The sequence below is a fragment of the Hymenobacter amundsenii genome (assembly GCF_002204745.1).
In the GTDB taxonomy this organism is placed as follows: domain Bacteria; phylum Bacteroidota; class Bacteroidia; order Cytophagales; family Hymenobacteraceae; genus Hymenobacter; species Hymenobacter amundsenii.
On the sequence record NZ_NIRR01000017.1, the window covers coordinates 38,801 to 59,781 of the forward strand.

Consider the following 20,981-nt stretch of genomic DNA (forward strand, 5'->3'; position numbering starts at 1 on the left):
GAGTTGGGGTTGGTATTGGAGGAAGCTACCGGACAGTATGTTTTTAGAAGCCACGGCGGCAGGCGCAAGAAGGTCCGGTGGGCATAGGGCCCGGCTGGTTACCAGGCAGAAAACCGTCGGGCTAGCAGCCACCGCAGGCTGGCATAGGCGGCTACCAGGAAAAACAAGTATACCAGCGCCCCCTGGGCCTCGTGCAACCAAGCGGGAGTCAGGGCTGGGGGCAGCAGCTGGCCCAGCCGCACGGCTCCGGCAATGCGGGCCGCATTCACGAGCAGCGTTAGCAGGTAGCTCAGCAGTAGCAGTAGTGGCAGCGCGACAGCCGGACGCGGACCCCGCCCGTGCAGGTAGGCCGCACTCAATAGCAGCCCGCTCAGCAGGCCGAAGTTGCCCCCAGCGCACGATTTATCGATAACGATGCCCAAGACCGGGTGCACGTAGCCGTGGCCCACCACAAACTGCGAAGTCGAGGCCAGCAGTAACTCCACCAGCTTATTGGTGGGCGCCAGAAGCCCCAGCACGTCGTTGGTCTCGGCTGCGGCATAAGCCAGCTTGGCCACGGCGTAGGCCATGAGCAGTAGCAGGTAGGGCAGCAGGCGAGTAGAACGATGCATAAAGTAGCTGGTATCTGACAGAGGCAAATTAAATCAAAGAACTTTGTAATTCAAAGTTTAAGCTAAAAAACATACTGATATACTGCCCTAACTACCGGGCATATTATTAGAGAGTAGCGCTTCCTATTGTGCTTTCCGCCGACTTCCCTGCCCAACGCCGCTGCCAGCCCAGGAGGTGCCCAATGGGCAAACCGTCACTTTGTACCTCTCATTTCAGCGGCCCGGCAAACGCAAAACAGCCGCCCTCCCCTGTTTGGGAAGGCGGCCGTTTTCAATCAGCAGCAGAACGCGTTATACGCGCTCCGAAAGCTGGGCGTCGCCGGTTTCCATCTGGCGAATTAGGTTGAGGGCCGAACCGGCCTTGAACCAGGCAATCTGGCCCGCATTGTAGGTGTGGTTCACCGTAATGAGGTCTGTGTCGCCGTCGGAGTGATGCAAACGCACCTGCAAGGGCTTGCCGGGCTGGAAATCCGTCAGGCCGAGGATGTCGATGGTATCGTCCTCCTCAATCAGGTCGTAGTCGGCCTTGTTATCGAAGGTCAGGCCCAACATGCCCTGCTTCTTGAGGTTGGTTTCGTGAATTCGGGCGAAGGATTTCACCAGCACGGCGCGCACGCCGAGGTGGCGGGGCTCCATGGCCGCGTGCTCCCGCGAGCTGCCTTCCCCGTAATTCTCATCGCCAACTACTACAGACCCGATGCCCTGGGCCTTGTAGTTCCGGGCCACGGTCGGCACGGCCGAGTACGGCGTACCCTGGGTCAGGGCGTCCTTTACAGCGTTGGGCTGCTCGTTGAAGGCGTTGATGGCCCCGATGAGCATGTTGTTGGAGATATTGTCGAGGTGGCCGCGGTATTTCAACCACGGGCCGGCCATTGAAATATGGTCGGTGGTGCACTTGCCCTTGGCTTTGATGAGCAGGCGCAGACCCATCAGGTCAGTACCTTCCCAAGCCTTGAAGGGCTCCAGAATTTCGAGGCGGTCGGAATCCGGCGACACCATTACCTGAATGCCCGAACCATCGGCGGCGGGCTCCTGGTAACCGGCATCTTCTACGGCAAACCCGCGGGGCGGCATCTCGATGCCCTGGGGCTCCGAGAGCTTCACCTGCTGGCCGTCTTTGGTGGTCAGCGAGTCGGTGAGCGGGTTGAAGAGCAGGTTGCCGGCAATAGCGAAGGCCGTCACGATTTCGGGCGAAGCCACGAAGGCGTGGGTATTGGGGTTGCCGTCGTTACGCTTGGCAAAGTTGCGGTTGAAGCTCGTAATGATGGAGTTACGGCGCTTGGGGTCGTCGGTGTGGCGGGCCCACTGGCCGATGCACGGACCGCAGGCGTTGGCCAGCACCACGCCGCCCATCTGGGCAAACGTATCGAGCAAGCCGTCGCGCTCCACGGTGTAGCGCACCAGCTCCGAGCCGGGCGTTACGGTGTACTCGGCCTGCACGGTCAGGCCCTTGTCGGCCGCCTGCTTGGCGATGGAGGCGGCGCGGGTAATGTCCTCGTAGCTGGAGTTGGTGCACGAGCCAATCAGGCCTACTTCCAACTTCTCGGGCCAGCCATGCTCTTTCACGGCCGAAGCGAATTCCGAAATCGGCCAGGCGGCGTCCGGCGTGAACGGGCCGTTCACGTAGGGCTCCAGCGTGTTGAGGTCGATTTCGATGAGCTGGTCGTAGAAGTTGGCGGGGTTAGCATACACCTCCTCATCGGCGCGCAGGTGCTGACGGACGCCAGCAGCCAGCTCGGCTACTTCGGCCCGGCCGGTACCCTGCAGGTAGGTGGCCATTTTGTCGTCGAAGCTGAACACCGAGGTGGTAGCACCAATTTCGGCGCCCATGTTGCAGATGGTGCCTTTGCCGGTAGCCGAGAGGTTCTCGCGCCGTCGCCGAAGTACTCCACAATGGCGCCCGTGCCGCCTTTCACGGTCAGGATGCCGGCTACTTTCAAAATCACGTCCTTGGCCGACGTCCAGCCCGAGAGCTTACCGGTCAGCTTCACGCCGATTACTTTCGGAAACTTCAGCTCCCAGGCCATGCCCGCCATTACGTCCACGGCATCGGCGCCGCCTACGCCAATGGCAATCATGCCCAGGCCACCCGCGTTGGGCGTGTGCGAGTCGGTACCGATCATCATACCGCCGGGGAAGGCGTAGTTTTCGAGCACTACCTGGTGAATAATACCGGCACCCGGCTTCCAGAAGCCTAAGCCGTACTTATTGGATACTGAGGCCAGGAAATCATATACTTCCTTGTTTTCGGAGTTGGCTTCGGCCAAGTCTTCGGTGGCGCCGTCCTTGGCCTGAATCAGGTGGTCGCAGTGCACGGTGCTGGGCACGGCGGCGGTGGGCTTGCCGGCCTGCATGAACTGGAGCAGCGCCATCTGGGCGGTGGCATCCTGCATGGCCACGCGGTCGGGGGCAAAATCGACGTAGGAAACGCCCCGCTCGAAAGCCTGCGAAACGGTGCCGCCGTACAAGTGAGCGTACAGGATTTTTTCCGTCAGGGTGAGCGGACGACCGACCGCCGCACGAGCTGCCTCAATACGAGGGCCCATGTTGGCGTACACGGTCTTAATCATTTCTAAATCGAAGGCCATAATCAGGTTGAAAAAGTGGAGAGAACGAACCTACCGGAGGCAGGCATGCAAATATAGCTAAGTGCCGGGGCCGAACAAAAACAGGACGAAGCACTGCTTCGCCCCCAAATAAACAAAGGGAACCGGCCTGAATCAGTAAAAAAATCCGTTCAGCGGCGAAGCGGTGCTTCGGCCGGCAAACTATCCGGGCTCCGCTGTAGTTTAGCGGCGAATTCACTTTTACTCCTTTTTACTCATGCCCGTTGCCTTCTCTTTGCGCAAGGCCATTGCCGGGGCCTCCCTCGCGCTGGCCGCAGCAGCCTGCCAGTCCAATACCGAAACCACCGAAACCGCTGCTGCTACGGCCGCCGCTTCGCCCCTCACGGCCGGCACCTGGCGCGGCGTACTCGCCACCCAAGGCCAGGAAATCCCCTTCCTCTTCGATGTAGCCACCGACAATGGCCAGCCCACCGTCACGCTGCGCAACGGCGAGGAGCGCCTCAAACTCGACGAAATCGCCACCGCTGGCGACTCCACCACCATTAAGCTGGGCGTATTCGATGCCGCGCTGGTCGTACGGGCCGCTGGCAAAGGCAAGCTGACAGGTGCCTGGGTGAAATACGACGCCGGCAAGCCGTACCGGGTGCCGCTGACGGCGGAGAAGCAGGGAGCAGAAAAACCTATTGCCGGTGCTTATAAGATGATGCCACTGCTGGGTGTTAGTGGTACTTGGAACGTCACCTTTACTGATGACGAGGGGCATAGCTATCCTGCTGTTGGAGTGTTTGAGGAGGAAAAAAGGGATAACCCGCCAATCGAACCAAGAGCAAACAATCTTACCGGTACTTTTCTGACGACCACTGGCGACTACCGTTACCTCAGCGGTAATACCACCGACGACAAGCTAATGATGACCACCTTCGATGGGAGTCATGGTTTCCTGTTTACAGCAAAAAAGCAGCCCGACGGCACTTTGAAAGGCGACTTCTACTCGGGCCTCAGCGGCCACGAGACCTGGACGGCCACGCTCGACCCGAAGGCCAAACTGCCCGACGCCAACGCCCTCACCGGCATGAAGCCCGGCCAGAAGAAACTCGACTTCAAATTTCCGGGCATCGAAGGCGGCACCATCTCCCCCACCGATGCCAAGTACAAAGGCAAAGTGGTAGTGGTGCAAATGCTAGGCTCGTGGTGCCCCAACTGCATGGACGAAACCAACTTCCTGGCTCCCTGGTACGAGCAGAACAAGCAGCGCGGCGTCGAAATTATTGGCCTGGGCTACGAGCGTGCTTCCGACGACGAGGCCACGGCTAAACGCAAGCTCACCAAAATGAAACAGCGCCTCAACGTGGGCTACGACCTCGCCCTGGCCGGTACCGCCGACAAGGACGCGGCTGGCAAAACCCTCCCCCAGATCCAGAAGGTGCTGGCCTTCCCAACCACCATTTTTATCGACAAAAAGGGCGAGGTGCGCCAGATCCATACCGGCTTCTCGGGCCCTGGCACCGGCCAGTACTACGAGCAGGAAAAGGCCGATTTCAACAAAACCATCGACCAATTACTAGCCGAATAGACCACGGATTAGCACGGATTTTTCCGGATTCTGTAGACGATTGAAAAGCAGCAAGCCCCCTCAGTTGAGGGGGCTTGCTGCTTTTTCATGCAAGACGGGTCCGTGAGCTTGTAGCGCGAAGCTCCGGCGTCGCGTACCGTTGCTGACTTCCAAACGATGTCGTTTAACGACACGCCACGCCGGAGCTTCGCGCTACAAGCTCACGGCCGCCTTCTGCATGAAAACTGGAACGCTCCAGAAGACCTGATGATGCTGAAGGCGCCGGCTATAAAATCCGTGCAATCCGTTAAAGTCCGCGCTAATTCGTGGTCCGTTCTAGCAGCACGATGGGCTCGTGGTGGTAGGTGGCGCGGGCGAATTCGTGGAAGTGGAATTTGCGGGCCACGGCCAGCGAGGCCACGTTGGCGGGGTCGATGATGGCGGTGAGGCGGGCAGCGGGGAAGCGGGGCTCGACCCAGGCCAGGGCAGCTTGGAGGGCCTGGGTGGCGTAGCCGCGGCCGTGGGCACGCGGGGCAATGGTCCAACCGGTTTCCAGGGTGCCTTTGAGCGAGGGCGTGAGGTCGCGCTGGAAATCGAAGAAGCCGACTGAGCCGAGGAAGCTGCCGGTGGCCTTTTCCTCAATGGTCCAAGCCCCGTACCCGAACATGGCCCAGTGGCCCAGCTGGCCCATCATGCGCCGCCAGACTTCCTCTTCGGTCTGAGGTTTGTTGCCCAGGAAGCGGTAAAAAGCGGGGTCATTAGAAATGGCCGTAAACTCGGGCAGGTCGGAGGGCAGGGGCGCGCGCAGGAGCAGATCGGGGGTTTCGAGTTGGGGCACCAGCGCGAGGGGTGCGTCGAGCAGGGTCAGAAGGGGCGTCATGCGGGCAAGTATAGCAAATAGTGGCGGCAGCACAGCCGTTTTTGCGGGCCCGCATGCCGCCTCAAAGGCTTCAGGCGGGCCGCGACACAACCCCAGGACGGTACTTTCGCGTACTGCCAGTACGGCCGCCGGCCTCTCCACCGTTTCTTCAACCATCCAAAACTGTCCTTTCTTTATGTGGATTCAGCAAAAAAATACGCCCGCACCTATCGACGAACTTCAGGGCCGCACTGTAGGCCTCAAGTTTGAGTGCAATAAGTGCAACAACGACGTTTTTACGGCCCTGATTGGAGTGCCCGCCGCCGAGCACTTCGCCAACGGCCCCGACGAAGGCCAGTACGAAACCGAGCAAATTAACTGCCCGACCTGCGAAATGACCCACGAAATCACCGTCAACAGCAGCCCCAAAGGCGTCCGCTTCGAGGTATCCGACGTGAAGCCCGAGCAAGTGTACTACCAAGTGCAAGCCTAAATCACCGATGCACAATACTTAGTAGTGATTAGGCTGAGTTTCTTACTCGGACATTACAAACAGAAAGCCGCTCTCACTAAGAGCGGCTTTCTGTTTTGGCTTATTAGTGGAGAAAGGAATCACGGCTGATCAGCGTGAATCAGCACCTTGACCTGGGGGCTGTTGAAACAGGCGCTTGCCCCAGGTGATGCCCCAATAGTCGAGCAGATGCGCCTGGACTTCCGATTCGGCGTAGTTTGTTATGGGCTGCCAGGCCAGTACGGGGCAGCTTTCGGGCAGCTGCACGGTGGGCGTGCGGGCCTGGGCCAGCGTTTCGAGGGCCTGGCGCTGGCAGGCGTTGGTGGGGTAACGCCAGATATTGTCGGAAACAGTGTAGAACAGGCACAGCGCCCCCACCCAGCCCAAGTACCAGCCCCGGGCGCGGCCCGCTAGGTGAGCTGCCACGTAGTAGGTGGTGGCCGCGTAAAGGGCCATCAGGCCCAGCAGCACGGGCATAATGGAGTCGCGGCGGATGATGAAGGGGCGGTATTCGCGGTAGCCGCCCAGCGGCAGCAGCAGCATGTAGGCCGCCGCGAATAGGCCCAGCCAGCCCAGCAGCCGCCGCAGCCGCCGGCCCTCGGCGGTGGCCGGCAGCACGCGCCCGATCAGCAGCGTATTCAGGAGCACGGCCCCGAGCACAATGGCCAGGGCGGGCCGCCGGAAAAAGGTTTCGTTGAGGCCCGTCGGCAACCGCCGGTATCGCTCGGCCAGCGGAATGGTGATGTCGCGGCTTTCCAGCTCAAACTGCCCGATATAGAGCGAATACAGGCACAGCCCGCCAAACAGCAGCAGCAGACTAAACGCCGGCCAGGGCACCCGTTGCCCCACGGCGGCAATGTTTCCGCCCGTCGCCTGCCACTGCCGCGCCAGCCAGTACAGGCAGATGCCGGTGTTGAGCACGGCCACCACGCCCGGAATAATGGGTCCGTTGAAGCTCAGCAGCAAGGCCAGCGCCAGCAGCAGTCCGTATTGCCACCACCGCGGCCGGAAGCGGGCCGCGCCCCGGGCCGCCTGATAAAAGGGCCAGTAAAACAGCAGCAGCAGCGCCAGCGGGAAGGCGTAAAAGAAAGTATAAGTGACGGCATTGTCGATGATACCCATCTGATTGTGGTAGCCCGCCGACTGAAACAACGGCACGAGCAACGCCACCACCAGCCAGAACCGCCGGCCCAAGCGGGCGCTGCCGCTGGCGTACAGGCCGAGCACAAACAACAGCAGTGCCTGCACCAGGGCGCTAAACAGCCCGCAGGCCGCGTACACGCTACTGATGGGCGACATCAGCCGTTGCAACCCAAACGGCACCGATTTAAAGTAGGCGACCATGGCCGCGTGCGCGAAAAAGCGGTTGGGGGCTACGTACACCGCGTGGCGCGTGAGCACCGCCCAGCCGAAGGGGTCGGACAGCACCGGCCGGCACTCCGGCGCGGGCAGCACGATGCGGGCTAGGTCGCCGTCGAGGGGCATCTGGTAGTTTTCCCAACCCGTATAGGCCAAATCCAGCGCCACGAACAGCACGAGCAGCGGCAGTAGATAACGCGTTTTCATCTTGGCAGCAAGCGAATAAACAGATACCGTAGTGAATAACGCCCTTACTTTTCGCGCTCAATCGTGTAGTTGATGAGCTGCTCCAGCGAGGTGCGCGACGACGACTCGGGGAAGGTGTGCAGCACGGCCAGCGCTTCGTCGCGGTAGCGCTTCATGACGGCAATGGCGTAGTCGAGCCCACCCGACTGCTTGACGAACTCAATCACCTGCTGCACCCGGTCTTTGCGGCCGTCGTTGTTTTTCACGTTGAAAATCACGCGGCGGCGAGTCAGCCAGTCGGCCTGCTGGAGGGCGTAAATCAGCGGCAGGGTCATTTTTTTCTCCTTGATATCGATACCCAACGGCTTCCCGATTTCGGCCGTACCGTAATCGAACAGGTCGTCCTTGATCTGGAAGGCCATGCCCACCTTCTCGCCAAAGAGGCGCGCCCGTTCTACCGTTTCCTTATCGGCCCCGGCCGAGGAGGCGCCCACGGCGCAGCAGGAGGCAATGAGCGAGGCCGTTTTCTGGCGGATAATGTCGAAGTACACGTCCTCGGTGATATCAAGGCGGCGGGCTTTCTCAATTTGCAGCAACTCCCCCTCGCTGAGCTCCTTCACGGCGTTGCTCACAATTTTGAGCAGCTCGTAATCGTCGTTTTCCAGGCTCAGCAGCAGGCCCTTACTCAGCAGGTAGTCGCCCACGAGCACGGCTATCTTGTTCTTCCAGAGGGCATTGATGGAAAAGAAGCCGCGGCGGTAGTTGCTCTCGTCCACCACATCGTCGTGCACTAGCGTAGCCGTGTGCAGCAGCTCAATCAGGGCCGCACCCCGGAACGTGGCTTCGGGCAACGGGTCGCCTCCGCAGATTTTAGCCGTGAAAAACACGAACATCGGCCGGATCTGCTTGCCCTTGCGCTTGACGATGTAGCCCATGATTTTGTCGAGCAGCAACTGCTTGGTCTGCATCGACTGACGGAATTTCTTTTCGAATTCCGCCATTTCGGGGGCGATGGGGGCCTGTATCTGATCCAGCGTAACGGTCATGCGGCGTATTTGGGCACTGCAATGATACAAGAAAAGGGATTGGGGAAAGGGAGTGAATGAGTGACTCGGCGAATGAATCACGGAGAACGTCATTCTGAGCGACGCGAAGAATCTCGCGTGCCGAGTTATCCCTACCGTTAAGAAGCGGCTTTGACTTGCGAGATTCTTCGCGCTGCCCTGAATGACGTTCCTTTTTATTCGCTTACTATCTTCTAAGCCGACTATCTTCGCTCCATGCCAACTCCTCAGCCTACTACCGTCGATTTTCTGCTCGCCAACCCCGGCCACGACCGTCCCTTCGCGGCCGATGCGCGGTTTGTGGCCGATGGCCAGGCCAAGCCGGTGGTCGTGTTCGTGCATGGTTTCAAGGGTTTCAAGGACTGGGGCCACTTCAACGTGCTGGCCGATTGGTTTGCCCGCCAGGGCTTCGTGTTCGTGAAACTCAACCTCTCGCACAACGGTCTCGTGGTGGGCGGTACCGGCGACCTGGAAGACCTCGAAGCCTTCGGCCACAACAACTTCAGCCTCGAACTCGACGACCTCGGTGCCCTGCTCGACGCCCTGCATGCCCCTGGCCAGACGGGCATTCCGGCCACCGAAATGGATCTGGGTAAGCTGGCGCTTATCGGCCACAGCCGGGGCGGTGGGCTGGTGTTGCTCAAAACGGCCGAAGACGCGCGCGTGCAGGCCACCGCCACCTGGGCCGCCATCAGCGACGTAAACCCGGGCTGGACTGAGCCGCAAATGGCCGACTGGCAGCAGCAGGGCGTGGTGCACATTGAAAACTCGCGCACCAAGCAGCAGCTACCGCTTTACTTTCAGCTGGTCGAAAACTACTACCAGCACCGTTCCCGCCTCGATATCGAGCAAGGCCTGCGCCACCGCCTGGCCGGCCGGCCGTTGCTCATCGTCCACGGCGACCAAGACGAAACGGTGCCGCTGGCTCGCGCCCGGCAGCTCCACGAGTGGCAGCCCGCCGCCGAATTGCTGGTGCTGCCCGGCGTCACGCACAACTTTGGCGGGGCACATCCCTGGAATTCGGAGGAGCTGCCCGAGCACACCCGGCAAGTTGCCGAGGCCACAGCGGCGTTTTTTCGATTAGAAATGAAAGATTGAGAATTGCCGTTGGATTTAAGCCGCTCAAGTCAGGTGCCATCGTCCGTTCATTTTTAACACTCAATTTTTAGTTGAAAACCGCCTACCTGCTGCTCGGCTCCAACCTCGGCGACCGGGTTGCCACACTGGATGAGGCCGTGGCGGAGTTAAACCGCACGGCCGGCCGCATAACTGCCGCCTCCGCCCGTTACGAAACGGCCGCCTGGGGCCTGACCGACCAGCCCACTTTTCTCAACCAGGCCGTAGCGGTGCAAACCAACCTTGCACCGCTAGAACTGCTGGCTGCCTGCCTGGCCACCGAGCAGCTAGCGGGCCGGCAGCGGCAAGTACGCTGGGGCGCCCGCACCCTCGACGTGGATATTTTGCTGTACGCCGATCTGGTGCTCGACACGCCTACCCTGCAAATCCCCCACCCCCGCCTGCCCGAGCGCCGCTTCGCCCTGGTACCGCTGGCCGAAATTGCGGCGGCCGTAAAACACCCGGCCCTGGGGCGCATGGTGGCGGAGCTACTAGCCGAATGCCCGGATGGTTTGGAAGTTCGGCGGATAGATTGATCCGGTTTTTGCCCCGCTTGCCAGATCAATTAAAGTGATGGTCTGAGACAAAAAAGGGCCTACCGGTACACCGGCAGGCCCTTCAAAGTGACTGACAACTACGCTACTCCACCACCGCCGAAGCGGCCGGAACGTCCGGGGTTATTTTCTTTACCAGACCTTGCAGCACTTTGCCGGGTCCGCACTCCACGAACTCGGTAGCGCCATCCTGCACCATGCGCTGCACGCTCTGGGTCCAGCGGACGGGGGCGGTGAGCTGGCGCACAAGGTTTTCGCGGATTTCGTCGGGGTCGGTGTGCGGGGCCGCATCCACGTTCTGGTACACGGGGCAGATACCCGCCGAGAAAGTGGTTTTGGCAATGGCTTCGGCCAGCGCAGCCTCAGCCGATTGCATCAGCGGCGAATGGAAAGCCCCACCCACGGGCAGCGGCAGTGCCCGCTTGGCCCCAGCGGCCTTTAGCTGCTCACAGGCCAACTCGATACCGCGCCGGGAGCCCGACACAACCAGCTGGCCGGGACAGTTGTAGTTGGCCGCCACCACCACGCCCTCGCCGCTGGCCGTGATTTCCTGGCAGATGCGGGCCGTGGTGTCGTCGTCGAGGCCGAGGATGGCGGCCATGGTGCCAGGCTGCTCCTGGCAGGCGGCCTGCATGGCCTGGGCGCGGCGGGCTACTAGTTGGAGCGCATCTTCAAACCGGAGCACCTTGGCCGCCACCAGCGCCGAAAACTCGCCCAGCGAATGCCCGGCCACCATATCGGGACGGAAATTGGGCAGCACGGCAGCCAGCGCCACCGAATGCAGGAAAATGGCGGGCTGGGTTACATCAGTGCGGCGCAGGTCCTCGTCGGAACCGGTGAACATGGTATCTGTCAGCGAGAAACCGAGGATGTCGTTGGCTTGGTCCATGAGGTGCTTGGCGGCGGGGTGCTGCTCGTACAAGTCGCGGCCCATGCCACTGAACTGGCTGCCCTGGCCGGGGAAAATAACTGCTTTCATCAGAAATAAGGGAAGTTTGGTAGTTGATGGCAGGTGGCGGAACGAGACTACTTCACCAGTTGCTCCGTCACGGCGCCGGTTTGCTTGTCCACGTTGAAAGCGGCTTTATTAGGCATCCGGCCGGCCCAGTCGGTACGGGGCACCAGCACCTGAAACTGCGCGCCGGCCTCCATCACGCTGGCCGAATCGGTTTGGTACAGGTCATGCTCGGGTAGGGCCTGCACATAGCTACCCACGGCGGCGCGGGCGGCGGCTTCAGTAGTCACGGGTACCGCGGCGGAGGCGGGCGTATCGGTGGCGGTTTCGGGGCGCTGGCAGCTGCCCAGCATGCAGGCAAGACCTAACAACAAGGCCGGAAGACGATTCATCATAACGCAAAGAAAAACAAAAGGCGCGGACCAAGCTGGTCCGCGCCTTCTGGCCGGTGGCGAGAATGGGCCCGCTTACCGGTTGATCTGCACCCAGCCCTTGAAGGTGCGCTTGGTGCGGTTGAAGTCCTTGAACTCGACTTCGGCCTGGTAGAAGTACATGCCTTCCGATACCCGGCCGTCGGAGTTGCCTTCGCCCGAGCCACTGCCGGTCCAGTTAATAAGTGGGTCCTGGCTGCCTTCGTACACCTTCTTGCCCCAGCGGTTATATATTTTCACCACCGTGCGTTCAATCGGGCTGAACACCTTGGGCCGGAACGTGTCGTTCTTGCCGTCGCCGTTGGGCGTGAAAATGTTGGGCAGCAGGAACAGCAGGCAATTGTCTTTGCACTCCTTATTGCTGAAGTCGCTGATGGCTCCGTTACCGTCCACGGCCCGCACCGCATAGCAGCCCTGAGCCGACTTGAGGTTAGCGTGCTGGTAAGTCGTCTGGGTGCCGGGCACGCGGGCCAACTCTACCAGCGGATCGTTGGGCGTTGGGGCGTAGTAGATGATGTACTGCGTGATGTCGCGGCTACAGTCGGCGGTGGGCAGGTTGCTCAGCGTCCAGCTTAGGTAGTTGGTGAACACCATCCCGGTTTCGGGCGTCATATCCAGCTGGAACAGGCGGTTGGCCAGACTGTCGCAGTTGGTGGGTTTGAGTGTGAGAATTGGCGTACAGGGCACCGCCTGCAACGGCACGCATTGCTCTTGGCTCAGGTTGATGAGGGAGTCAAGCGGGGCCAGGAGGGGGTAACGGCCGTTCGTTTTCACGTAATAGCAGTAGGTGCGGTTTTTCACCAGCGGCACTACTTTGCCGTCGTCCACGAACGAGCCGCCGGTAGTCGTGCCCGTTACCTTGCCCACCGGCCGGAAAGTGCCGCCGGGTTCGCGCCGGTACACGGTGCTGGGTTGCACCGTGTTGTCCCAGGGCACGTTGTAAGTCCAACTCACGGCTACGGTACTGGCCAGCGGGTTGGGCGTGGCCGTCAGCCGGACGCTGGAGGCCGGAGCCGTCCGCTCCACTGAGTCCACTGGGTTGGTGGTCTGGCTGAAGAAGTCGAGCCGGTAGGTGTAGGCGTTGGCCGTCGTGTTGAGGCCCGCGTTCACGAAGGTGGTATCGTTGAGGTTGGTGGTGGTGTATACCTTGCGGAAATCCGTCGCAACCGGGTTCTGGCCAGTTGCCCGGTAGAGGCGGTAGCCGCGGGGCGCGTTGAAGTTGCCCAGCGGGGCGGGCTTGGTCCAGCGCACGGTAATCTGGCCGGTGGCCGGGTCGGTGCGGTCTACCGTTACGTTGGTAAGCCGGGGCGAGCGGCCTTCAATCTTAATGCAGGCCTCGTTCGAGGTCAGGCTGGCTCCGCCGCTGGGCTCAGCAAACTGCACGTAGATGCGGTAAGAATAGGTTTTGCCCCGTACCAGGCCCTGCCCGTTATTGTCGTCGAGGAACGTGCGGGTACCCGCACTGACCGAACCAATCTGCACGTAGCCGGCCGCTGCCGGCAAACCGGTTTCGCACGGCCCAGGCGTAAAGGGGTAGCAACCCTCACGGCGGAAAATCAGGATTCTGGCCCCCGTATTCTGGCAACTGTAGCTGTCCCAGTCGAGGCGGGCGGTGCTGCCGCCCAGGGTAGCCCGCAGATTCTGCGGGGCCGGACCGACAACGGTAATATTCCAAACGCGTTGGTCGATGAGGGGCGTGAGGTTGCTGCCAGGCTCATCGGTGGCCTTGAACAGTACTTGGTAGGGCTCGCGTCGGATGTAAGAACAATCAGGAGTCCATTGAAACAGGCCCCGGGCCGTGGGCGGCCCTTTAGTAGACTGAACGAAGGTAGCCGGCCGGGGCAGCAGCCCCGAGAAGGCTTCGAGCAGTATCGGGTTGTTCTCAGGGTCGGTGGCCGTAACGGTACCGCCAGGGACGGCCGTATTGGCTACCACGCACACGTCGGGCGGCACCATAATGGTTGGCCGGCGGTTGGTTTGGTTACGGACGATGATCTGCATATCGCGCAACACCTCGCCAATCAGCCGGGCTTTTGAACCCGGAGTCCGGCGGTATTCGCGCGTCACAAAGGCCACATTATAAATGCCGGCCAGCGCGGGCGCGTTCCACACAATTTGGCCCGTGCGGGAGTCAATAGTGAAAATGGCGGGAGCGCCAACCTGGGCGGCCGGCGGACCGCTGTAAGCAACCTGGGTAGCCGCTACTCCGGCAATATTGTTGGGGAAGGTAAAACCCGTGGTAACAGTTACAACGGGGGTGTTATTAACGACTTCGGTGGGGTTGCCGGCTTTTTTGCTAGGCTGCAATTCGAACACCAGCGAGTCGCCATCGGCATCGTAAGCGGCCGGATTATGCAGAAAAACCTGCCTGATGCTGCCCTTATCGATGGCCGGGGCCAGCAGCGCGGGCGACGTGTTCTGTAAAAAGGGATCAATCGTAATAGTAGTCGATATATAGAAACTCTCGTTGAGAGAGTTGGCCATATTAAGCACCCCTGCCGGCCGATTGACGCTGGCATACCCGACCGTGTAGCTACCGGGCGAATTATAGGTATGGTCGAAGGTGTAAACGTTGAGAAAATACTCGGGCGCGACGCGGGTATGGGATATAAACGGGATGCCGACCGTCGAAGTCCGGTCACCGAAGAAAACCGTGACCACCGGCTCTTCCGCTACGTTGGGGTCGGCGCTCACATAGAGCGTGAGGGTGAAGAATATATGCCGAGGATTCGCGGGGTCGGTACGGCTCTGGATGTCGCCAGCGGCCAAGTGCGTGGCCTGCGCCGCCGGGGCAAGGCCGAGACCGGCAACCAGCAAGAAAAGGCCCATCAGCCAAAGCCGCAGGGAGCGGGTGAGTAGGGGGATACGCATACAGTCAGCAGCTTAGCGAGCAGATGGATAGCAGAGAGAAAGGTCAGCAAAAACCCAGCGGAAACCTAACAAAAATCGGGTTACGCGGGTTATCCTGACGCGACAAGATACTAACGGAGTTGGCTTGGGATAGATTCCGCCTCGTGCGAAAGCCACCAATCAGATTGTTTCCTATGGGCTTGGGGCCTAACTTTGGCCACTAGATTTGTCCTACCTACCCCCACATTAGTAGCTCTCCATGAGTTGGATTTCCAAAACTCTTTCCAGCAGCATCGGCCGTAAGATCATCATGGCCACCACCGGCCTGTTCCTTTGCTCGTTCCTGCTCGTTCACTTGCTCATCAACCTGCAGCTGCTACGCCACGACGGCGGCGCCAGCTTCAATTTCTGGGCCGAGTTCATGGGCACCAACCCGGTCATCCGCTTCATGGAGATTGTGCTCATGTTGGGCTTTGCCGTGCACATTTACCAGGGCTTGGCACTGGCCGTGAAAAACAAGCAAGCCCGCGGTAGCCAAGGATACGTGAGCAACCACTCGGAGCAGAACTCGCAGTGGTCGTCGCGCAATATGGCCCTGCTAGGTACATTGCTGCTCATTTTCCTGATCGTTCACCTGATGAACTTCTGGATTCGCTCGCGCTTCGACGCCTTTGGCGGTCTGGCCGAAGTACGGGTTCCTAACCTCGACCACCCCGTTGGCGACCTGTACTCGGTAGCGGCGGCGTCATTCAAAATTCCGTGGTATGTAGCCCTGTACGCGCTGGCTCAAATTGCGCTCGGCTACCACCTCTGGCACGGCTTCCGTAGCGGTTTCCAGACCCTGGGCCTGAGCCACCGCAAGTACACCCCGGCCATTTACTACACGGGTTATGTTTTCTCGGTAGGTATGGCCGTATTGTTCGCCATTATCCCGATCATCATGTTCTTCAGTGCCGAATACCAGCCCCGGCCTGCCACTGCTCAGCCCGTCGAGCAGTCGCTCACGGAGGAGCCGGCCCTGCGCTAATTTCCCACTCTCTTACACTACATCCAATGGTACTCGAATCCAAAATCCCCGAAGGCCCAATAGGCGAGAAGTGGGAAAAGCATAAGTTCAACGTTAAGCTCGTTAACCCTTCCAACAAGCGGAAGTACGACGTTATTGTCGTAGGTACGGGTTTGGCCGGGGCTTCGGCTGCCGCTTCGCTAGCTGAGTTGGGCTATAACGTAAAAGCATTTACCTTCCACGATTCTCCCCGGCGCGCGCACTCCATCGCGGCCCAGGGTGGCATCAACGCCGCCAAGAACTACCAGAACGACGGCGACTCGGTGTACCGCCTGTTCTATGATACCGTGAAGGGTGGTGACTACCGTTCCCGGGAGGCCAACGTGTACCGTTTGGCCCAGGTATCAGTCAACATCATCGACCAGTGCGTAGCCCAGGGTGTGCCCTTCGCTCGTGAATACGGCGGACTGTTGGCCAACCGCTCGTTTGGTGGTGCCCAGGTAAGCCGCACGTTCTACGCCCGGGGCCAGACTGGCCAGCAGCTGCTGCTGGGTGCCTACTCGGCCCTTTCGCGTCAGGTGGCCTATGGTAAGGTAAAGCTGTACACTCGCTCCGAGATGCTGGATCTGGTAACGGTAGACGGCCAGGCGCGGGGCATCATTACCCGCAACCTACTGACGGGTGAGATTGAGCAGCACGCGGCCCACGCCGTGGTGCTTGCCACCGGCGGCTACGGCAACGTGTTCTTCCTGAGCACCAACGCCATGTACTGCAACGCCACCGCCGCCTGGCGGGCCCACAAGAAGGGCGCATACTTTGCCAATCCCTGCTTCACCCAGATTCACCCCACCTGCATTCCCGTATCGGGCGATTACCAGTCTAAGCTGACGCTCATGTCGGAGTCGCTGCGTAACGACGGCCGCGTGTGGGTGCCGGCCACCAAGGAAACGGCTGAGCGCCTGCGTAAGGGCGAAATCAACGTTAACGACATTCAGGAGGCTGACCGTGACTACTTCCTGGAGCGCAAGTACCCGGCCTTCGGTAACCTGGTGCCCCGCGACGTGGCTTCGCGCAACGCCAAGCTGATGTGTGACGAGGGCAAAGGCGTAGGCTCGACCGGCCTGGCCGTGTACCTCGACTTCGCCGACGTTATCAAGCGCACCTCGGCCGAGGCCGTGAGCCAGAAGTATGGCAACCTGTTCGATATGTACGCCAAAATCACTGGCGAGAACCCTTACGAGCGGCCCATGCGCATCTACCCGGCGGTTCACTATACCATGGGCGGCCTCTGGGTTGACTACAACCTGCAAACCACAGTGCCCGGACTGTACGCCACCGGCGAGTGCAACTTCTCCGACCACGGCGCTAACCGCCTCGGTGCTTCGGCTCTCATGCAGGGCTTAGCCGACGGCTACTTCGTGATTCCCTACACCATCGGCGACTACCTGGCCCAAACGGCGCCCAAGCCCGTAACGACCGAAGACCCGGCCTTCGCCGAGGCAACGGCCGCCGTGCAGGCCCGTGTGCAGCAGCTGATGAGCATCAACGGCAACCGTACCCCCGACGACTTCCACAAGAAGCTCGGCCACCTGATGTGGGAGTACTGCGGCATGTCGCGCAACGCCGAGGGCCTGCGCTACGCCAAAAGCGAGATTCAGCAGCTGAAGAAGGAATTCTGGAGCGACCTGAAACTGGCTGGCACTGAAACCGAAATGAACCAGGCGCTGGAGAAAGCCGGCCGCGTAGCCGATTTCATCGAGCTCGGCGAACTGATGGTGGACGATGCCCTCGACCGCAACGAAAGCTGCGGTGGTCACTTCCGCGAGGAGTATCAGACGCCCGAGGGTGAGGCCCTGCGTAACGACGACGACTACGCCTACGTGGCGGCCTGGGAGTATCAAGGCGAAAACCAGCCCGAGAAGCTCAACAAGGAAGAGCTGACGTTCGAAAACGTGAAACTCACCCAGCGCAGCTACAAATAGGCTGCAAGCAACAAGCCGCAAGCTGCAAGCGCAGTTCGGTAGTCTCAATTCTAAAACGAAAAGCTCGCAGCCTGTAGCTGACAGCTTGAAGCTCATAAAACAATGGCCGGAAGTAACCCCAACGCCAAACCGATGAACCTCACCCTGAAGGTGTGGCGGCAGAAGAACCGCATAACTGATGGCGGTATCGTGGACTATCAGGTGAAGGACATTTCGCCCGATATGTCGTTTCTGGAAATGCTCGACGTGCTCAACGAAGACCTGCTGCGCAAGGGCGATGAGCCGGTAGCCTTCGACCACGACTGCCGTGAAGGCATTTGCGGCTCATGCAACCTGTTTATCAACGGCCGGGCCCATGGCCCCGAGCAGGGCACCACGACCTGCCAGCTGCATATGCGTAAGTTTTCCGACGGCGACACCATCGTCATCGAGCCTTGGCGTGCCACGGCATTTCCAATCAACAAGGACCTGAGCGTAGACCGCTCGGCTTTCGACCGCATCATTCAGGCGGGCGGCTACGTGAGCGTAAATACCGGCGGTACGCCTGATGCCAACGAGATTCCGATTCCGAAGGATGTTTCGGACCGGGCCTTCGAGGCGGCCACTTGCATCGGCTGCGGTGCCTGCGTGGCAGCTTGCAAAAATGCTTCGGCCATGCTGTTCGTATCGGCCAAGGTGAGCCAGCTTGCGTTGTTGCCCCAGGGCCACGTCGAGCGCAAAACCCGCGTCGAAAACATGGTAGCCCAGATGGATATCGAAGGGTTTGGTGCCTGCACCAACATCGGCTCCTGCGCTGCCGAGTGCCCAGTGGGCATTTCGCTCGAAAATATTGCCATTCTTAACCAGGAATTTATCTCGGCCAAGGCCACGTCGAATAACCTAGCCTAGCGTTTTCGGTTATTCTTCTGAGAATTCCCTAAAAGGCGAAACGGACTTCCGTTTCGCCTTTTTTGTGGCCGCTGTCTGGTGGCTCCGTTTCACGCCTTTCTTTTTGACTGAATGATTACGATAATTGCCGGCACCAACCGCCCCGACTCCCGCGCCCGGCGCATTGCCAACCTCTATCTAAACCTATTGACCGCGCACGGCACGCCCGCACAGGTCCTCGACCTGATCGGGCTGCCTGCCGATTTCACCACCTCCGCCCTCTACGACAATGCCGGCCGCCACGAGGGCTTCAACGAGCTAGCTGCCAAAGTCAGCGAGGCCGGTAAGCTGGTCTTTATAGTACCGGAATATAACTGCTCGTTTCCGGGCGTGCTGAAGGCTTTCATTGACGGCCTCCCCTACCCCAGCGGCCTCGGTGGCAAAAAAGCTGCCTTGGTAGGCCTGAGTAGCGGCGGCCAAGGCGGTGTATTGGCCCTTAACCACCTCACCGACATCCTCATGTACCTGGGTACCGCTGTGCTGCCCCAGCGCGTCCGCCTACCCTTCATCGACAAGCACCTGCACGAAAACGGCACCCTTACCGATACCTTTCTGCACCAGATGCTCGAAGAGCAGGTGGCCCATTTTCTGCGGTTTTAGTTTTGGTGGAAAGTTGAGCTTGTTTCAACAGGCTGCTACACCTCGCGTAGGGCCTTGCCCTTTTGGCGCAACCAACGGCGGTGCTTGGGCTCTCCGATAACCTGGGCGCTGTAAATGCCTTGGTGGCCCGAGAATAGGTAGCTTACCACACAGGCTAGTCCTGCATACAGCCCGCATTCGTGGCCGAATAGCTCCATGGCCATCAGGGTGCAGGCAAGCGGGGTATTGGCTGCGCCCGCGAAAACGGCCACGAAGCCCATGCCTGCCAGCAGCGGCAACGGCAGCGGCAGCACGCCAGCCAGCGCATTGCCCAACGTAGCGCCCACGAAAAACAGCGGCGTTACCTCGCCACCCTTAAAGCTGGCCCCGAGCGTGAGGGCCGTAAGCAGAATTTTAAGGGCGAAGGCGTACGGCACCAGCGGCCCCGCAAACGAGGCCACAATGGTTGGCACGCCCAGTCCAATGTACTCGGTAGTACCCAGGCTCCAGACCAGCAGAGCGACCACTACCCCACCCAAAGCGGGCCGGAGCGGGGGCCACTTAATGCGACTCTTGTAAAAGCGGCTCACTACGTGCGTAGCGCCCGCAAAAAGCCGCCCGCCCAGCCCGAACGCTATGCCTGCCGCCGCCGCCAGCAGCACGTTTTCCACCGATAATGCCGGCACTACGGGCACCACCAACTGCGGATAGACGGTGTGGCCCACGCCCCAGGCACGCGTCACGAGGTCGGCCCCGGCGGCGGCCAAAAAGGCGGGCAGAATGGCATCGTAGCGGATGCGGCCCAGAAAGAAAACTTCCAACCCGAAGATGGCGCCGGCCAGCGGCGTACCGAATACCGAAGCAAAACCCGCACTAATACCCGCGATGAGCAGAATCCGCCGTTCGCGCCGGGGTAGCCCCAGCCGCAGATGGAGCTGGTCGGCGAGCGAAGCACCCATTTGCACAGCTGTGCCCTCGCGGCCGGCCGAGCCGCCGAACAGGTGAGTGAGCACCGTGCCAATGAGCACGAGCGGCGTCATGCGGAGCGGTAGTACACGTTGGGGCCGGTGGATTTCGTCGAGCAGCAGGTTGTTGCCGGCCTCCACGCGCTGGCCCAGGTAGTGGTAGAGCAGTCCTACCAATAACCCGCCCACTGGCAGCAACGCAATTATCCAGACGTGCGCCTCGCGCCAATTGGTAGCCCAATCGAGCGCCACCAGAAACCCAGCCGAGGCCGTACCCGCCAGGGCCGCCACAGCTGCCCCCAGCAACAGCCAGCGGCTCAGGTAGAGCAGCAGCAGCCGGTATTCGTATAACAGGGCGCGGATAGCAGGCAGCATAGGCAGTTCCGGCACCGGCCGGCCGACAAAAGTACACCCCCTTGCCCAACCTCCGGCACATCTTGCCCACCGTGGCAAGATTTGGCCTGCCGCAGTAAGCTGAAGCACCGGCCAGCAGGCAACAGAAAGTAGGCGGCCGCGTTACAGGAGCTGCTATCGACCAGGATTTCCCTGCGTCCGAAGTATTCCCTTATCATGTTTATGCGCGTATGAAATACCTGCCAGCCTTGCTAATTATAATCTTACTGGCAGCTAGCTGCACTATTGCCCCCCGGCGCGGGAAGGGCAGCGGCCAACTCAGCCCCGACTCCGAGCGCATGGAACCCCTCCGCTTCCCTACTGACTCCGGGGCGGTACGCCCCGATTCGCTCCGCTAATTCAAGCTAGTTTCTGCTTTTCAGACGAAATCCTGTCTCATTGCAGAAATAACTGAGGCTTCAGGTCAATAATAAGGCGAAGAGCAGTTGCTCCGCCTTACTGACCAGTGTATCCTTGCTGATGTACTTTCTCCCATAACCCAGCTACCCAGAGA

At 60.3% G+C, this 20,981-nt stretch carries 18 protein-coding genes and 1 pseudogene; 9 read left to right on the plus strand and 10 right to left on the minus strand.

All coding sequences use genetic code 11. The annotated features are described in order from the left end of the window. Positions 1 to 98 precede the first annotated feature (98 nt). From xrtK to CDA63_RS21875, 3 genes and pseudogenes are all read right to left on the minus strand, one after another. Positions 99 to 611 carry an exosortase K gene (gene xrtK / locus CDA63_RS11370; protein ID WP_088464579.1) on the minus strand — a complete coding sequence of 171 codons (513 nt, stop codon included), beginning with the start codon at positions 609 to 611 and terminating at the stop codon, positions 99 to 101. A gap of 291 nt (positions 612 to 902) precedes the next feature. Beyond that, positions 903 to 1,685 (minus strand): hypothetical protein, encoded by a 783-nt coding sequence (locus tag CDA63_RS21870; RefSeq protein WP_394335389.1) that lies wholly within the window; start codon positions 1,683 to 1,685, stop codon positions 903 to 905. Between the two features lie 144 nt (positions 1,686 to 1,829). Continuing rightward, positions 1,830 to 3,199 (minus strand): annotated as a pseudogene (locus tag CDA63_RS21875) (aconitase family protein); the annotation flags it as partial. A 235-nt stretch (positions 3,200 to 3,434) separates the two neighbouring features. On the opposite strand from CDA63_RS21875, the gene CDA63_RS11380 reads away from it, so the two are divergent. Further along, the gene (locus CDA63_RS11380; protein WP_088464580.1) at positions 3,435 to 4,751 is read left to right on the plus strand and encodes a peroxiredoxin family protein; all 1,317 of its coding nucleotides are present in this window, start codon (positions 3,435 to 3,437) and stop codon (positions 4,749 to 4,751) included. Between the two features lie 298 nt (positions 4,752 to 5,049). Here the strand turns inward: CDA63_RS11380 and CDA63_RS11385 are convergent, their stop codons facing one another. Next, on the minus strand, positions 5,050 to 5,610 hold the full coding sequence (locus tag CDA63_RS11385) for a GNAT family N-acetyltransferase (RefSeq protein ID WP_088464581.1): 561 nt from the start codon (positions 5,608 to 5,610) through the stop codon (positions 5,050 to 5,052). 175 nt (positions 5,611 to 5,785) lie between these two features. On the opposite strand from CDA63_RS11385, the gene CDA63_RS11390 reads away from it, so the two are divergent. Further along, positions 5,786 to 6,082, plus strand: a complete 297-nt coding sequence (locus CDA63_RS11390; RefSeq protein WP_088464582.1) for a hypothetical protein — start codon at positions 5,786 to 5,788, stop codon at positions 6,080 to 6,082. A gap of 129 nt (positions 6,083 to 6,211) precedes the next feature. Here CDA63_RS11390 and CDA63_RS11395 read toward each other — a convergent pair whose 3' ends face one another. Next, positions 6,212 to 7,666, minus strand: a complete 1,455-nt coding sequence (locus CDA63_RS11395) for a hypothetical protein (RefSeq protein WP_088464583.1) — start codon at positions 7,664 to 7,666, stop codon at positions 6,212 to 6,214. A 44-nt stretch (positions 7,667 to 7,710) separates the two neighbouring features. Continuing rightward, the gene (locus CDA63_RS11400; protein ID WP_088464584.1) at positions 7,711 to 8,691 is read right to left on the minus strand and encodes a polyprenyl synthetase family protein; all 981 of its coding nucleotides are present in this window, start codon (positions 8,689 to 8,691) and stop codon (positions 7,711 to 7,713) included. A 234-nt stretch (positions 8,692 to 8,925) separates the two neighbouring features. On the opposite strand from CDA63_RS11400, the gene CDA63_RS11405 reads away from it, so the two are divergent. After that, positions 8,926 to 9,807: an alpha/beta hydrolase family protein gene (locus tag CDA63_RS11405; protein ID WP_088464585.1), complete on the plus strand. Its 882-nt coding sequence runs from the start codon at positions 8,926 to 8,928 to the stop codon at positions 9,805 to 9,807. A 71-nt stretch (positions 9,808 to 9,878) separates the two neighbouring features. Further along, positions 9,879 to 10,361, plus strand: a complete 483-nt coding sequence (gene folK, locus CDA63_RS11410; RefSeq protein WP_088464586.1) for a 2-amino-4-hydroxy-6-hydroxymethyldihydropteridine diphosphokinase — start codon at positions 9,879 to 9,881, stop codon at positions 10,359 to 10,361. Positions 10,362 to 10,464: 103 nt separating this feature from the next. On the opposite strand, the gene fabD is transcribed toward folK, so the two are convergent. From fabD to CDA63_RS11425, 3 genes are all read right to left on the minus strand, one after another. Further along, a complete protein-coding gene (gene fabD / locus CDA63_RS11415) occupies positions 10,465 to 11,358 on the minus strand; it encodes an ACP S-malonyltransferase (protein WP_199797523.1) in 894 nt (297 codons plus the stop codon). A gap of 47 nt (positions 11,359 to 11,405) precedes the next feature. Then, on the minus strand, positions 11,406 to 11,729 hold the full coding sequence (locus tag CDA63_RS11420; protein WP_126546828.1) for a hypothetical protein: 324 nt from the start codon (positions 11,727 to 11,729) through the stop codon (positions 11,406 to 11,408). A 72-nt stretch (positions 11,730 to 11,801) separates the two neighbouring features. Then, positions 11,802 to 14,636, minus strand: a complete 2,835-nt coding sequence (locus CDA63_RS11425; RefSeq protein ID WP_088464589.1) for a T9SS type B sorting domain-containing protein — start codon at positions 14,634 to 14,636, stop codon at positions 11,802 to 11,804. A 238-nt stretch (positions 14,637 to 14,874) separates the two neighbouring features. On the opposite strand from CDA63_RS11425, the gene CDA63_RS11430 reads away from it, so the two are divergent. The 4 genes from CDA63_RS11430 to CDA63_RS11445 all read left to right on the plus strand — a co-directional run bounded on the left by CDA63_RS11430 (position 14,875) and on the right by CDA63_RS11445 (position 19,130). Beyond that, a complete protein-coding gene (locus tag CDA63_RS11430) occupies positions 14,875 to 15,642 on the plus strand; it encodes a succinate dehydrogenase cytochrome b subunit (RefSeq protein ID WP_088464590.1) in 768 nt (255 codons plus the stop codon). Positions 15,643 to 15,668: 26 nt separating this feature from the next. Beyond that, positions 15,669 to 17,603 carry a fumarate reductase/succinate dehydrogenase flavoprotein subunit gene (locus tag CDA63_RS11435; protein ID WP_088464591.1) on the plus strand — a complete coding sequence of 645 codons (1,935 nt, stop codon included), beginning with the start codon at positions 15,669 to 15,671 and terminating at the stop codon, positions 17,601 to 17,603. A 132-nt stretch (positions 17,604 to 17,735) separates the two neighbouring features. After that, on the plus strand, positions 17,736 to 18,491 hold the full coding sequence (locus tag CDA63_RS11440; protein WP_088464614.1) for a succinate dehydrogenase/fumarate reductase iron-sulfur subunit: 756 nt from the start codon (positions 17,736 to 17,738) through the stop codon (positions 18,489 to 18,491). 111 nt (positions 18,492 to 18,602) lie between these two features. Further along, on the plus strand, positions 18,603 to 19,130 hold the full coding sequence (locus CDA63_RS11445; protein WP_088464592.1) for an NADPH-dependent FMN reductase: 528 nt from the start codon (positions 18,603 to 18,605) through the stop codon (positions 19,128 to 19,130). Between the two features lie 35 nt (positions 19,131 to 19,165). On the opposite strand, the gene CDA63_RS11450 is transcribed toward CDA63_RS11445, so the two are convergent. After that, on the minus strand, positions 19,166 to 20,449 hold the full coding sequence (locus CDA63_RS11450) for a voltage-gated chloride channel family protein (protein ID WP_088464593.1): 1,284 nt from the start codon (positions 20,447 to 20,449) through the stop codon (positions 19,166 to 19,168). Between the two features lie 209 nt (positions 20,450 to 20,658). On the opposite strand from CDA63_RS11450, the gene CDA63_RS20875 reads away from it, so the two are divergent. After that, the gene (locus CDA63_RS20875) at positions 20,659 to 20,826 is read left to right on the plus strand and encodes a hypothetical protein (protein WP_165768277.1); all 168 of its coding nucleotides are present in this window, start codon (positions 20,659 to 20,661) and stop codon (positions 20,824 to 20,826) included. Positions 20,827 to 20,981: the final 155 nt, after the last annotated feature.